This window comes from Streptomyces sp. NBC_00237, assembly GCF_026342435.1.
Classification (GTDB): domain Bacteria; phylum Actinomycetota; class Actinomycetes; order Streptomycetales; family Streptomycetaceae; genus Streptomyces.
The window spans coordinates 1,507,023-1,520,223 of the sequence record NZ_JAPEMT010000001.1 but is presented as its reverse complement, the minus strand read 5'-3'; the positions used below and the strand labels follow the sequence as shown (position 1 = coordinate 1,520,223).

At 71.1% G+C, this 13,201-nt stretch carries 10 protein-coding genes; 4 read left to right on the top strand and 6 right to left on the bottom strand.

All coding sequences use genetic code 11. The features are described from left to right. Positions 1 to 204: 204 nt before the first annotated feature. Positions 205 to 1,020: a 5-deoxy-glucuronate isomerase gene (iolB, locus tag OG897_RS06735; protein ID WP_266653819.1), complete on the bottom strand. Its 816-nt coding sequence runs from the start codon at positions 1,018 to 1,020 to the stop codon at positions 205 to 207. Next, positions 1,013 to 1,948 carry a 5-dehydro-2-deoxygluconokinase gene (gene iolC, locus OG897_RS06730; RefSeq protein WP_266656619.1) on the bottom strand — a complete coding sequence of 312 codons (936 nt, stop codon included), beginning with the start codon at positions 1,946 to 1,948 and terminating at the stop codon, positions 1,013 to 1,015. The genes iolB and iolC overlap by 8 nt, the downstream gene beginning before the upstream one ends. A 209-nt stretch (positions 1,949 to 2,157) precedes the next feature. Here iolC and OG897_RS06725 point away from each other — a divergent pair, with 209 nt between their 5' ends. Beyond that, positions 2,158 to 3,084, top strand: a complete 927-nt coding sequence (locus OG897_RS06725; RefSeq protein WP_266653817.1) for a sugar phosphate isomerase/epimerase — start codon at positions 2,158 to 2,160, stop codon at positions 3,082 to 3,084. A gap of 44 nt (positions 3,085 to 3,128) precedes the next feature. On the opposite strand, the gene OG897_RS06720 is transcribed toward OG897_RS06725, so the two are convergent. Beyond that, the gene (locus OG897_RS06720; RefSeq protein ID WP_266653815.1) at positions 3,129 to 3,545 is read right to left on the bottom strand and encodes a peptidase M23; all 417 of its coding nucleotides are present in this window, start codon (positions 3,543 to 3,545) and stop codon (positions 3,129 to 3,131) included. A 381-nt stretch (positions 3,546 to 3,926) separates the two neighbouring features. Here OG897_RS06720 and OG897_RS06715 point away from each other — a divergent pair, with 381 nt between their 5' ends. Then, positions 3,927 to 4,124, top strand: coding sequence for an AlpA family transcriptional regulator (locus OG897_RS06715; protein ID WP_266656617.1), 198 nt, complete (start codon positions 3,927 to 3,929; stop codon positions 4,122 to 4,124). 554 nt (positions 4,125 to 4,678) lie between these two features. Here OG897_RS06715 and OG897_RS06710 read toward each other — a convergent pair. Next, entirely contained in the window at positions 4,679 to 5,899 is a 1,221-nt protein-coding gene (locus OG897_RS06710) for a cation:proton antiporter (protein WP_266653813.1), read from the bottom strand. A gap of 209 nt (positions 5,900 to 6,108) precedes the next feature. Between OG897_RS06710 and OG897_RS06705 the strand changes: the two genes are divergently transcribed. Further along, on the top strand, positions 6,109 to 6,435 hold the full coding sequence (locus tag OG897_RS06705) for a heavy-metal-associated domain-containing protein (RefSeq protein ID WP_266653811.1): 327 nt from the start codon (positions 6,109 to 6,111) through the stop codon (positions 6,433 to 6,435). Positions 6,436 to 6,520: 85 nt separating this feature from the next. After that, on the top strand, positions 6,521 to 8,851 hold the full coding sequence (locus tag OG897_RS06700) for a cation-translocating P-type ATPase (RefSeq protein WP_266653809.1): 2,331 nt from the start codon (positions 6,521 to 6,523) through the stop codon (positions 8,849 to 8,851). A gap of 543 nt (positions 8,852 to 9,394) precedes the next feature. On the opposite strand, the gene OG897_RS06695 is transcribed toward OG897_RS06700, so the two are convergent. Both OG897_RS06695 and OG897_RS06690 read right to left on the bottom strand, forming a co-directional pair. Next, the gene (locus OG897_RS06695; protein ID WP_266653807.1) at positions 9,395 to 10,690 is read right to left on the bottom strand and encodes a citrate synthase; all 1,296 of its coding nucleotides are present in this window, start codon (positions 10,688 to 10,690) and stop codon (positions 9,395 to 9,397) included. Between the two features lie 133 nt (positions 10,691 to 10,823). Further along, positions 10,824 to 13,187 carry an ATP-dependent RecD-like DNA helicase gene (locus OG897_RS06690; RefSeq protein ID WP_266653805.1) on the bottom strand — a complete coding sequence of 788 codons (2,364 nt, stop codon included), beginning with the start codon at positions 13,185 to 13,187 and terminating at the stop codon, positions 10,824 to 10,826. Between the last annotated feature and the right edge of the window lie 14 nt (positions 13,188 to 13,201).

The window sequence follows — 13,201 nt, the reverse complement described above, 5'->3', positions numbered from 1 at the left end:
GGCCGGGTGCGGCGGGAGTGGGGGCGGGCGGGGCCAGCATCCGGGTGGGGCGGGAGCGAGGGGGCTGGGCGGGGCGGAGCCGGGGTGGGGCCGCGGTGAGGGGGCCGCCCCCTTGCCCGCCCGTTCCGCCCCCCGGGGGGCGGCCCCGCCGCCCAAGGAGGCGAGGCGGAAGCGAAGTACAAGGGGGCTGGGCTCGTTCCGCTGTTAGCGGTAGGGGGTTCCGTGGTCGTCCTGGAAGGTGATGTGCCAGGTGCGGGTGGGGCCCGCCATGACGTTCAGGTAGTAGAGGGCGCGGTCGGGCGGTGCGATGGACGGCCCGTGCCAGCCGTTGGGGACCAGGACCGTGTCGCCGGAGCGGACCTCGGTGAGGAGGTCCGCTCCGCCGGGGCGGGAGGGCGACACCCGCTGATAGCCGATGCCGCAGCCGCCCTCGATCTCGTAGTGGTAGACCTCCTCCAGCACCGACTCCCGCCCCTGGACCGCCTCGTCGTGCTTGTGCGGCGGGTACGAGGACCAGTTCCCCGGCGGGGTGACGACCTCCACGGCGATCAGCCGGTCGCAGGCGAAGGCGTCCGCCGCCGCGAAGTTCCGTACCGTGCGCGCGGTGCGGCCGCCGCCCCGGGACTCCACGGGGACCTCCGGCGCGGGGCCGTGACGGGCGGGGAGTCGTCGCTCGCACTTCGCTCCTGCCAGGGCGAAGCGGCCTCCCGCACCGGAGGCGATCTGGGCGTGGGCGTCGCGCGGGAGGTACGCGAAGTCGGTGACCCCGTCGAACACCCCTGCTCTGCCCCGGAGTTCGATGATCACTCCGTCGACCAGGACGCTACAGGCCCCGGCCAGCGGCAGCACGATCCATTCGCAGTCCCCGGTGGGGAGGTGGTGGGAGCCGCCGGGCCGCAGTTCGAGCACGCGCAGCGACGCGTACTCCCAGCCCGCCCGTTTCGGTCCGATGTCGAGGACGTACGGCCCGTGCGCCTCGGCCCCGGCCGCCACATGGAGATGCTGGGGATGTTCACTCAACTTCCGTACCGCCCGTCGTCGTCAGCAGTGCGTCGATCTCGTGCCCGTACGGCATCGCGGACGAACACTCCAGGCGGGTGGCCACCAGCGCCCCCGCCGCGTTCGCCCTCCGTACGGTGTCCTCCAGGGGGCGCCCCGCGAGGAGCCCCTCGCACAGCGCCCCGCCGAACGCGTCCCCCGCGCCGAGCCCGTTGAGCACCTTCACCTCAAGAGGTGGCACCCGTACCTCCGTGCCGTCCCGGTGCACGGCGAGCACCCCCTCGGGCCCCTGCTTGACGACGGCGAGCGTCACCCCCGCGTCCAGCAGCGCGCGGGCCGCCTCCCGTGGTGCGCGCGCGCCCGTGGCGATCTCGCACTCGTCCACGTTGCCGACGGCGACCGTCGCGTGCCGCAGCGCCTGCTCGTAGTACGGGCGCGGGTCCTGCCCGGTCCAGAACACGGGCCGCCAGTCGAGGTCGAGCACGGTGTGCGGGGCGCGCGAACGGGCCGCGAGGGCCTCCAGGGTGGCGTCCCTGCTGGGCTGCGCGCACAGCCCCGTACCGGTGGCCCAGAAGGCGCGGGCGGCGCGCACGGCGTCGAGGTCGCTCTCGCCGGGGTGGATCTCCAGGTCGGGTGCGCGGGGCCGCCGGTAGAAGTACAGCGGGAAGTCGTCCGGCGGGAAGACCTCGCAGAAGGTGATGGGGGTGGGGTGGTCGGCGACCTCCGTGACCCACCGCGCGTCGACCCCGAAGGCCGCCAACTCCCTTCGCAGGTAAGCCCCGAAGGGATCGGCTCCGGTACGGGAGACCAGCGCGACGCGGCACCCCAGCCGGGCCGCGGCGACCGCCACGTTCGCGGCCGAGCCGCCGAGGAACCGGCCGAAGGTCTCGACCCGGTCCAGCGGCACGCCGGGCTGGAGCGGATAGAGGTCCACGCCGAGGCGGCCCATCACGATCAGGTCGTACACGAGCCCCTCCTCCGTGCGGATCGGCGTGGTGGCGGCGGGTGGACGGCGGCGGTTTCAGGTCTATCCGCGGGCTCGGAACACTGTCAATGGTTTGTCAGGACATACGGACGACCGCTTGCTCCCCTTCACCCCGACGCCCCTGCCAGGACGTCCCCTTGACACCCCTCCCGACCGGCCCGGACCCTTCCCCCATGGCCGCCGACGGACGTCACACGCGCATCAGGATCGGTTCCGCCCCGGACTCCTGGGGCGTCTGGTTCCCCTCCGACGACCGGCAGGTGCCCTGGCGGCGCTTCCTGGACGAGGTGGCGGCTGCGGGCTACGAGTGGATCGAGCTGGGTCCGTACGGCTATCTGCCCACGGAACCGTCCGTGCTGCTGCCGGAGTTGGAGGCACGCGGCCTGCGGACCTCCGCCGGTACGGTCTTCACCGCGCTGCACCGCGAGGGCGTGCGGCACTGGGAGTCGACCTGGGCACACGTCTCGGCGGTGGCCAGGCAGGCGCGGGGCGTCGGCGCGGACCACCTGGTGATGATCCCGGCGTTCTGGCGGGACGACAGGACCGGCGAGGTGCTGGAGGACTCCGTCCTGACGCCCGCGCAGTGGCGCACGCTCGCCGCGCAGACGGAGCGTCTTTCGCGGCAGGTGCGGGAGGAGTTCGGGCTGAAGGTGGTCGTGCATCCGCACGCGGACACCCACGTCGACGGCGAGGAGGCCGTCGTACGGCTCTTGGACGGCACGGACGCGGGGCTGGTGTCGCTGTGTCTGGACACCGGGCACTACGCGTACTGCGGGGGCGACAGCGTCAAGCTGATCGAGACGTACGGGGAGCGGATCGGCTATCTGCACCTGAAGCAGGTCGATCCGGTGGTGCTGGCGCGGGTCCGGGACGAGGAGCTGCCGTTCGGGCCCGCGGTGGGGCTGGGGGTGATGTGCGAGCCACCACGAGGGGTGCCCGAACTGGCACCAGTGCTGGTGGCAGCGCAGCGGCTCGCCCAGGCGCGCGACAGTGAGCTGTTCGCGATCGTCGAGCAGGACATGTATCCGTGCGCGGCGGACGTGCCGTTGCCGATCGCACGGCGGACGCGGGAGTTCCTGCGGGGGTGCGGGGCTTCCTGAAGGGGGCGGGGCTTCCTGGGCGGGGGCCATGTGCCGGTCTCTGATCAGCAGTCGCGGACTCCGGCGATCTTCTTGCCGCCGCGCAGGTAGACGTTGCTCACCCAGGCGAAGTCGCTTCCGCTGGGCAGCGTGACCTTGCTCCACCAGCGGTTCACGGTCCCGTCGGGGGCCTTCACCGGGGTCGTGTTCTTGTTTGTCTGGCAGTAGTCGAGGAGCCAGATGCGGGACTTGGTGGCCAGGACGTACGCGCTGGTGCGCGGTGCCACGCGGAGGTTGACGTTGTTGGCGTACAGGTACACCTCCTTGGCGTTCCGCGCCTGAGCCCCGGCCTCGGTCCGCTGCTGCTCGGCACTGAGGACGGGAGGCGAGGGCGTGTCGTCGGCCCGGACGGCGGGAACGGCCAGCAGTCCGGCGGCGAACACGGTGACTGCGGTGGCGGTAGCGAGTCGCGTGGGTGTCATGGAACGGGATTCCCCCTGGTGGGACCGGGTGTCTTCGACGACGAGCCTGCCCGCCGAACCCTCTTGTCCCGCTGCCCCGCCGCCCCACTTCACCCGATCGGCCCCGCACTACACCCCCGGGCGGGCCGGGCCGGGCACATCGGCCCGGCCCGGCCGGCGTGTCCTGGTCCTCCTCCGCACCACTTCCGTCACGGAGGTGTCCCGCGCGTCACGCTTGTCGCCATTACGCGGGCCTTCCGTCACAGGCACACCACAGGCCCACTCTCATCGTCACGGAGTGTCGTTCACGGGGCAGAGGCTGAGTGATCGCCAGCGACAGCCGCAGCTCCCCCGACGGCCCCCCGGCCGTGGCTGCGGACGTCGCAGGGAGGTGCACCGATGATGACGGACCACAAACTCTGGTCGTACAAGGAGATCGCCGCGCACATCCAGGTCCAGACGGACACCGTGCGCTCGTACCGCAAGCACGGTCTGCTGCCGCCGCCCGACCATGTGGAGGGCGGCAAGCCCTACTGGTACGCGGACACCATCCGGGGTTGGGTGGCGCGTCGGCCCGGCAACAGAGGGCGGCGCGACTGACCCGCCCGTCCTGCCTGGCAGGGCTGGCCGCCCGAGGCCGAGGGTGTGGGCCGCTCCGCGCCGCCCACCCCCCCTCGAAAGGCGAGACCACCCTCCCCCCTTGGGCTCCGCTTCCGCCTCGTCCCCTTGGACGGCGTCTCGCCCAGCCCCCTTGGGCGACGCCTCCGCCGAGCCCCCTTGGGCGGCGGGGCCGCCCCCCGGGGGCGGAACGGGCGGGCAAGGGGGCGGCCCCTCTCGCTCCGGGCCCACCCCGGAGCCGCCCGTTGTTACCTCCGCCTATGGGTGCGCCGCACCCCGGTGCGCCTGCGGCGGGCCGCCCCAGACCCTTCCCCAAGCTCTCAACTTCGTTCGAGCAGGGGAGACCCCACCCTTCACCTAAACTCGCGAGGCTTGGGGGTTCGGATGTGCGGGTGCGTCGTGGCTGGGCGCGCAGCTCCCCGCGCCCCTGAAGGGGCACGTCCACGCAAGCCCCAGCGGAGCCGGGAGCGCACGCGCGGCGGAGCCGCACAGGGGCACAGGCCCGCGCCCCTGACGGGGCACGTCTACCGCAGCCATCACCACGACTCCGACTCCACCCGCCCCAGCCTCGGCATCTCCCCCACCCCCGCCCGGCACTTCAGCGCCAGCAGCGGGAAGAGCAGCACGGACAGCATTCCCGCCCCGACCAGCGCCGCCGCCTCACTCTCGGCGAGCACCTTGTCGTCGACGCCGATGGTGGTGATCGCCACGACGAGCGGAAGCGCGGTGGAGCTGAAGAGCATCAGCGCCGTACGGTCCCGCCCCTGGAGGTCGGGCGGCGCGAGGAACCGTACCGGCAGCCCCCGTACGACCACGAAGAGGGCGAGGAACACCGGCAGCAGGAGCAGCGCCCGGCCCCCGTCCAGCAGCGAGCGCAGGTCGAACTCGATGCCGGTGACGACGTAGAAGACCGGCACCAGGAAGCCGAAGCCCATCGCCTCCACCTTGGAGAGGATCTCCTCGCTGCTGCCGGGAGCGGCCCCGTTCAGGACGAGGCGGGTGACCAGCCCCGCCGCGAACGCGCCCAGCAGCACGTCCAGGCCCAGCACCTGCGACAGCCCCAGCATCACGGCAAGGAGCAGCACGACGAACCGCACCGCGAACTGGCCGCTGCTGTGCAGCGTCTTGGCGATGACCGTGGAGAACCACGGCGGCTTGGGCCGCATCGCCCAGTACACCGCCGCCGCGGTGAGTACGGCGAAGGCGGCGAGCAGCGCCGTCGACTGCCAGGCGCTGCGCCCGCTGAGCAGCAGCGCCATCGCGATGATCGGCCCGAACTCGCCGACCGACCCGAACGCCATCATCACCGTGCCGAACCGTCCCCCGAGGTCGCCGGAGTCCCGCAGCAGGGGCAGCACCGTGCCGAGCGCCGTGCTGGTCAGGGCGGTGCCGATGAACAGGCCCTTGGAGAAGCCCCCGTCGTCGCCGAGGCTCGCGAGCAGGGTGCCGAGACCGAGGCCCAGCGCCAGGGCGGTCAGCCAGGCGGCGGCGGAGCGCTTCAGCGTGCCGAGGGGGACCTTGCCGAACTGGATCTCGTAGCCGGCGAGAAAGATCAGCATCGCGAGCCCGAGCTGCGAGAGCGCGTCGATCACCGCGCCGCGCTGCGCCCAGCCGAGGACGTCGGGCCCGATCAGGATGCCGAACAGAATCTCGAAGATGACGAGCGGAACGGGCAGCCAGCGTCCGATCCCGTACGCCAGCACGGGTGCGAGCACCGCGACGGCCATGATGAGAATGAGGGTCCCCGAATCTGACATAAAGGTCGTTTACCCCAGCTTTGTGGTCTGCGCGACACGAGTGAGGGGGCGTGGAGGCGGGGAGCGCTGGATTTGATACCCCCTAGGGGTATAGTGTGTGCAGCATCAGGAGGGCACGGCAGCCCCGTGGCCTCCCCGGGCACCACCGTCGCGCGTCACCCGCCCCGCGCACTTCTTCCCACGCACTTCTTCCCACGAGGAGCACCGACATGACTGCCGAGACCCAGACCGCCGCCACCACCGAGACCCCCCAGGCCGCGGGCTCCTGCTGCTCGCCGTCCGGCTCCTGCGGCACCTCCGGCACGGCGGACGTCACCGTGGGCGCCGTCACCACGGTGTACGAGGTCAAGGGCATGACCTGCGGTCACTGCGAGGGCGCCGTCTCCGGCGAGATCTCGGAGATCGAGGGCGTCAGCTCGGTCAAGGCCGTCGCCTCGACCGGTCAGGTCACCGTCGTCTCGGCCGCCCCGCTGGACGAGGAGGCCGTACGGGCCGCCGTCGACGAGGCCGGGTACGAGCTGGTCGGCGCCCTCTGACCGCCGCCCCACCGCTTTCGGGCCGTGCCCGGACCAGTTCCCCATACTGGTCCGGGTACGGCCTCGCCCGTTTCCTGGAGCCCCGATGAACAGCGCCACCCCACCAGCCCCCTCCGCCCCTCTCGACACGCATGTCGAGCTGGCCATCGGCGGCATGACCTGCGCCTCCTGTGCGGCCCGCATCGAGAAGAAGCTCAACCGGATGGAGGGCGTCGCCGCCACCGTCAACTACGCGACGGAGAAGGCGCGCATCGCGTACGACGGGGCGGCGGTCGGTGTCCCCGACCTGATCGCGACCGTGGTGAAGACGGGGTACACCGCCGAGGAGCCCGCCGCCGCGGCACCGGAGGCGGGGACGGAGGAGCAGCCGGCCGACCGGGAACTGGGTGTCCTGCGGCAGCGGCTGATCGTGTGTGCGCTGCTCGCCGCGCCCGTCGTCGTGCTGTCGATGGTCCCTGGCCTCCAGTTCGACAACTGGCAGTGGCTGTCGCTGACGCTGGCCGCGCCGGTCGTCGTCTGGGGCGCGCTGCCCTTCCACCGCGCCGCCTGGACCAATCTGCGGCACGGCGCGGCCACCATGGACACCCTCGTCTCGACCGGCACCCTGGCCGCCTTCGGCTGGTCGCTGTGGGCCCTGTTCTTCGGCGACGCGGGCATGCCGGGGATGCGGCACGGCTTCGACCTGACGGTGGGGCGTTCCGACGGCGCGTCCACCGTCTATCTGGAAGTGGCCGCCGGGGTCACCGTGTTCCTCCTGCTCGGCCGCTGGCTGGAGGCCCGCTCCAAGCGGCAGGCGGGGGCCGCCCTGCGCGCGCTGATGGAGCTGGGCGCGACGGACGCGACCGTACTGCGCGGAGTTCAGGAGGTACGGATTCCGGTCCGGCTCCTGTCCGTCGGCGACCGTTTCGTCGTACGGCCCGGGGAGAAGGTCGCCACCGACGGCACGGTCGTCGAGGGCAGCTCCGCCGTGGACGCGGCGATGCTGACCGGGGAGTCGGTGCCCGTGGACGTGGTCGTCGGCGACCGGGTCACCGGGGCGACGGTGAACGCGGGCGGCCGGATCGTCGTCGAGGCGTCGGCGGTGGGCTCCGGCACCCAGCTCGCCCGGATGGCGAAGGCCGTGGAGGACGCCCAGAACGGGAAGGCGCAGGTACAGCGGCTCGCCGACCGGATCTCGGCCGTCTTCGTGCCCGTCGTGCTGCTGATCGCGCTGGGCACCCTGGTGGGGTGGCTGCTGCTCACGCGCGACGTGACGGCCGCGTTCACCGCCGCCGTCGCGGTGCTGATCATCGCCTGCCCGTGCGCGCTGGGGCTCGCGACGCCGACCGCGCTGATGGTGGGCACGGGGCGGGGCGCGCAGCTCGGCATCCTGATCAAGGGCCCGGAGGTGCTGGAGTCGACGCGGCGGGTGGACACCGTCGTCCTCGACAAGACCGGCACGGTGACGACCGGCCGGATGGAGCTGAAGGACGTCCTGGTGGCCGACGGCGTCGACCGGGCCGAACTGCTGCGGCTGGCGGGCGCGCTGGAGCACGCGTCGGAGCACCCGATCGCGCGGGCGGTCGCGCGCGGGGCGGCTTCCGGGGCGGCTTCCGGGGCGGATGTTGGGGTGACTTCCGGGGCGGATGCCGGGGACGGCGGGCCGCCGCCCATCACCGGCCTTCCGCCCGTCACCGGCTTCGTGAACGTCCCCGGCCTGGGGGTGCGGGGCACGGTCGAGGGACACGCCGTCCTCGTGGGCCGGGAGAAGCTCCTGACCGACGCCGCGATCGAGCTGCCGGGCCCTCTGGCCGACGCGAAGGCCGCCGCCGAGGCCCGGGGACGTACCGCCGTCGTGGTCGCCTGGGACGGCGAGGCGCGCGGGGTGCTGACCGTCGCGGACACCGTGAAGGACAGCAGTGCCGAGGCGGTACGGGAACTGCGCGCGCTCGGCCTCGTACCGGTGCTGCTGACCGGGGACAACCGACGGGTGGCGGACGCGGTGGCCGCCGAGGTCGGCATCGATCCCGCGCAGGTGTACGCGGAGGTCCTGCCGGAGGAGAAGGCGGCCGTGGTCGCCCGCCTCCAGGGCGAGGGGCGGACCGTGGCGATGGTCGGTGACGGCGTGAACGACGCGGCGGCGCTCGCCACCGCCGATCTGGGCCTGGCCATGGGCACCGGCACGGACGCGGCGATCGAGGCGGGCGACCTGACCCTCGTACGCGGTGATCTGCGGGTGGCCGCCGACGCGATCCGGCTCTCCCGCCGGACCCTGGCGACCATCAAGGGCAACCTCTTCTGGGCCTTCGGCTACAACGTCGCGGCGCTGCCGCTGGCCGCCGCCGGGCTGCTCAACCCGATGATCGCGGGATTCGCGATGGCGTTCTCTTCCGTCTTCGTAGTGACAAACAGCCTTCGGCTACGTACCTTCACATGACGTACACCAATACACACGAACGCGTCGCATCCGTGGAGCACTGTGCAGCATCACGAAGTGACGTAGATCACTGTGTTTGGGGGGTAACCATTGGCCGGGGTCGCGAGTCTAAGAAGCGATGCCAAGAACGTCTTGGGGGATGTTCTACGCGGGATGTCTTGGGGGACGTCCCCGGCAAGCGTTGGCCGGGACACGTACACCGGGGAGCTTTGAGCGGCCCTCCCGTTCGCTACGTGTCCTGGCGGACCGCAGCAGGGCGTACGGCCGCAGGAAGTACGCCGTACGAATGCAGGACGCACGAGTGCAGGACGCAGGACGCACGACGCAGCACCCAGAGACTTCTGGCGGCGCAAGCCACCAGAGCCCGGTGGGGATCCCGTGGGGGGAATCCGATCCGGGAAAACAGGAAAGCGCCCCGCATCGTCGACCCGTGGGGGGATCGACGGCGGGGCGCTTTTCGCTGTACCGGGCCCGTGTGGGCGCCAGTACGGGGCCCGTACTCGGCCGGTTGTCCGGCCGTGCCGCGCCCGGAGCGGCGGAGGGTCAGCGACCCTCGACCGGGACGAAGTCGCGCAGGACCTCGCCGGTGTAGATCTGGCGCGGGCGGCCGATGCGCGAACCCGGCTCCTTGATCATCTCGTGCCACTGCGCGATCCAGCCCGGCAGGCGGCCGATCGCGAAGAGCACGGTGAACATGTCGGTGGGGAAGCCCATCGCCCGGTAGATCAGACCCGTGTAGAAGTCGACGTTCGGGTAGAGGTTGCGCGAGACGAAGTACTCGTCGTTGAGCGCGTGCTCCTCCAGCTTCAGCGCGATGTCCAGCAGCTCGTCGGACTTGCCGAGGGCCGAGAGGACGTCGTGCGCCGCCGCCTTGATGATCTTGGCGCGCGGGTCGAAGGACTTGTACACCCGGTGGCCGAAGCCCATCAGGCGGACGCCGTCCTCCTTGTTCTTCACCTTCTGGATGAAGGCGTCGACGTCGCCGCCGTCGGCCTGGATGGCCTCCAGCATCTCCAGCACGGACGCGTTGGCGCCGCCGTGCAGGGGGCCCCACAGGGCCGAGATACCGGCGGAGATCGAGGCGAACATGTTCGCCTGCGAGGAGCCGACCAGGCGCACGGTGGAGGTCGAGCAGTTCTGCTCGTGGTCCGCGTGCAGGATGAGCAGCTTCTCCAGCGCGGAGACGACGACCGGGTCCGGCACGTACTCCTGGGCGGGGACCGAGAAGGTCATCCGCAGGAAGTTCTCGACGTAGCCGAGGTCGTTGCGCGGGTAGACGAACGGGTGACCGATCGACTTCTTGTACGCGTAGGCCGCGATCGTCGGCAGCTTGGCCAGCAGCCGGATCGTCGACAGGTGGCGCTGCTCCTCGTCGAACGGGTTGTGGCTGTCCTGGTAGAACGTGGACAGCGCGGACACGACCGAGGACAGCATGGCCATCGGGTGCGCGTCACGCGGGAAGCCGTCGAAGAACCGCTTGACGTCTTCGTGCAGCAGCGTGTGCTGGGTGATCTCGTTCTTGAAGGTCGACAGCTCGTCGTCCTTCGGAAGCTCGCCGTTGATCAGCAGGTAGGCGGTCTCCAGGAAACTGCTCTGCTCGGCCACCTGCTCGATCGGGTACCCGCGGTAGCGCAGGATGCCCTGCTCGCCGTCGAGGTAGGTGATGGCGGATTTATAGGCGGCGGTGTTGCCGTATCCGCTGTCGAGGGTCACCAGACCGGTCTGGGACCGAAGCTTCCCGATGTCGAAGCCCGTGTCGCCGACGGTGCTGGCGATCACCGGGTAGGTGTACTCGCCATCGCCGTACCGCAGTACTACAGAGTTGTCGCTCTCGCTCACGTCATCCCTCACCGACGTAGTGCCTCTTCTTCGAGGTGCCCTGACTGTCTCTACCATCCCCCACTTGGCTCAGCAGAGTGCACTCGGGGTCGGCCAATAGGCCATTTCGCGGCACTGAGTGCCGCCAACCTGCTCATACTGCCCCCTTCGCCCCGGTTCCGGAACCCCCGGGTGATGTTTCCCACCGATGGCCCCCTGTGGTTTGCCGACCGGCCTGCCGAGGGGACGGTACGTACGTTCCGCCCGCGAGCCGGTGAGCGAGCGCGGTGCACCGGCGCCCGGCGGAAACGGTGCGCACGGCCTGCCCGATGGCCTTCCTCGAACCCACCAGGACCACCAGCTTCTTGGCCCGCGTCACGGCCGTGTAGAGCAGATTCCGCTGGAGCATCATCCAGGCCCCGGTGGTGACCGGAATCACCACCGCCGGATACTCGCTCCCCTGCGAGCGGTGGATGGTGACCGCGTACGCGTGCGCGAGCTCGTCGAGCTCGTCGAAGTCGTACGGGACCTCCTCGTCCTCGTCCGTACGGACGGTCAGCGTCTGCTCGACGGGGTCCAGCGCGGTGACGACGCCGACGGTCCCGTTGAAGACCCCGTTCTCCCCCTTGTCGTAGTTGTTCCTGATCTGGGTGACCTTGTCCCCCACCCGGAAGGTCCGCCCGCCGAACCTCTTCTCGGGGAGGTCGGGCCGGGCGGGCGTGATGGCCTGCTGGAGGAGCCCGTTCAGATTCCCGGCCCCCGCCGGGCCCCGGTGCATGGGTGCCAGGACCTGCACGTCCGTCCTCGGATCGAGCCCGAACTTCTGCGGAATGCGGCGCGCCGCCACGTCCACGGTGAGCCTGCCCACCTCCTCGTTGTCGTCCTCGACGAAGAGGAAGAAGTCCTTCATCCCCTGGGTGACCGGATGCTGCCCCTCGTTGATCCGGTGCGCGTTGGTCACCACCCCCGACTGCTGCGCCTGCCGGAAGATCTGCGTGAGCCGTACGTACGGAACCGGCCCGCCCTCCGCGAGCAGGTCCCGCAGCACCTCCCCCGCGCCCACCGACGGCAGCTGGTCCACGTCACCCACAAGGAGGAGGTGGGCACCGGGTGCCACTGCCTTGACGAGCTTGTTGGCGAGCAGCAGATCCAGCATGGACGCCTCGTCCACGACCACCAGATCGGCGTCCAGCGGCCGTTCCCGGTCGTACGCGGCATCCCCGCCCGGCTTCAGCTCAAGGAGCCGGTGCACGGTGGACGCGTCCGCCCCCGTCAGCTCGGACAGCCGCTTCGCCGCCCGCCCGGTCGGCGCGGCCAGCACCACCTTCGCCTTCTTCGCCCGTGCCAGCTCGACGACGGACCGCACGGTGAACGACTTCCCGCACCCGGGCCCGCCCGTCAGCACGGCCACCTTCTCCGTCAGCGCCAGCTTGACGGCGGCCTCCTGCTCGGGCGCGAGCGAGGCCCCGGTCTTCGTCGCGAGCCACCCGAGCGCCTTCCCCCAGTCCACGTCCCGGAAGCCCGGCATCCGGTCCTCGCCCGTCCGCAACAGCCGCACCACCTGGGCGGAGAGGGAGAGTTCGGCCCGGTGGAAGGGCACCAGATAGACCGCCGTGACGGGCTCGCCACCCGGCCCCTCCGGCCCCGGGACCTTCTCCCGTACGACCCCTTCCGGGTCCTCCGCCAGCTCTGCCAGACAGTCGATGACCAGCCCCGCGTCCACCTGGAGCAGCTTCACCGCGTCGCTGATGAGCTGCTCCTCGGGGAGGAAGCAGTGCCCCTGGTCGGTGGACTGCGAGAGCGCGTACTGCAAGCCCGCCTTCACCCGGTCCGGGCTGTCGTGCGGGATGCCGACCGCCTGGGCGATGCGGTCGGCGGTGAGGAAGCCGATGCCCCAGACGTCGGAGGCGAGGCGGTAGGGCTGGTTCTTGACGACGGAGATCGAGGCGTCCCCGTACTTCTTGTAGATCCGCACCGCGATGGACGTGGACACCCCGACGCTCTGGAGGAAGACCATCACCTCCTTGATCGCCTTCTGCTCCTCCCACGCGACGGCGATCATCTTGGTCCGCTTGGGCCCGAGCCCCGGAACCTCGACGAGCCGCTTCGGCTGCTGCTCGATGATGTCGAGGGTGTCGACGCCGAAGTGCGTGGTGATGCGGTCGGCCATCACCGGGCCGATGCCCTTGATGAGCCCGGACCCCAGATACCGTCTGATCCCCTGGATGGTGGCGGGCAGGACGGTCGTGTAGTTCTCGACGGTGAACTGCTTGCCGTACTGCGGGTGGGACCCCCAGCGCCCCTCCATCCGCAGGGACTCCCCCGGCTGCGCGCCGAGCAGCGCCCCGACGACGGTCAGCAGGTCCCCCATGCCGGACCCGCGTCCGGTGTCGACCCGGCCGACGGTGTACCCGGTGTCCTCGTTGGCGTACGTGATCCGCTCCAGCACCCCTTCGAGCACGGCCGCTCCCGGCCCTGCGCCCTTGCCCGCCCCTGTCCCGGCCCCTGAGCTGCTCATGGTCACGACGGTAC

Coding starts and splice junctions, on each gene's coding strand:
- iolC (WP_266656619.1), bottom strand. CDS start 1,948: ATGGGCCGCCTCGGCGTGGACCTCTATCCGCTCCAGCCCGGCGTGCCG.
- OG897_RS06725 (WP_266653817.1), top strand. CDS start 2,158: ATGGCCGCCGACGGACGTCACACGCGCATCAGGATCGGTTCCGCCCCG.
- OG897_RS06720 (WP_266653815.1), bottom strand. CDS start 3,545: ATGACACCCACGCGACTCGCTACCGCCACCGCAGTCACCGTGTTCGCC.
- OG897_RS06715 (WP_266656617.1), top strand. CDS start 3,927: ATGACGGACCACAAACTCTGGTCGTACAAGGAGATCGCCGCGCACATC.
- OG897_RS06710 (WP_266653813.1), bottom strand. CDS start 5,899: ATGTCAGATTCGGGGACCCTCATTCTCATCATGGCCGTCGCGGTGCTC.
- OG897_RS06705 (WP_266653811.1), top strand. CDS start 6,109: ATGACTGCCGAGACCCAGACCGCCGCCACCACCGAGACCCCCCAGGCC.
- OG897_RS06700 (WP_266653809.1), top strand. CDS start 6,521: ATGAACAGCGCCACCCCACCAGCCCCCTCCGCCCCTCTCGACACGCAT.
- OG897_RS06690 (WP_266653805.1), bottom strand. CDS start 13,187: ATGAGCAGCTCAGGGGCCGGGACAGGGGCGGGCAAGGGCGCAGGGCCG.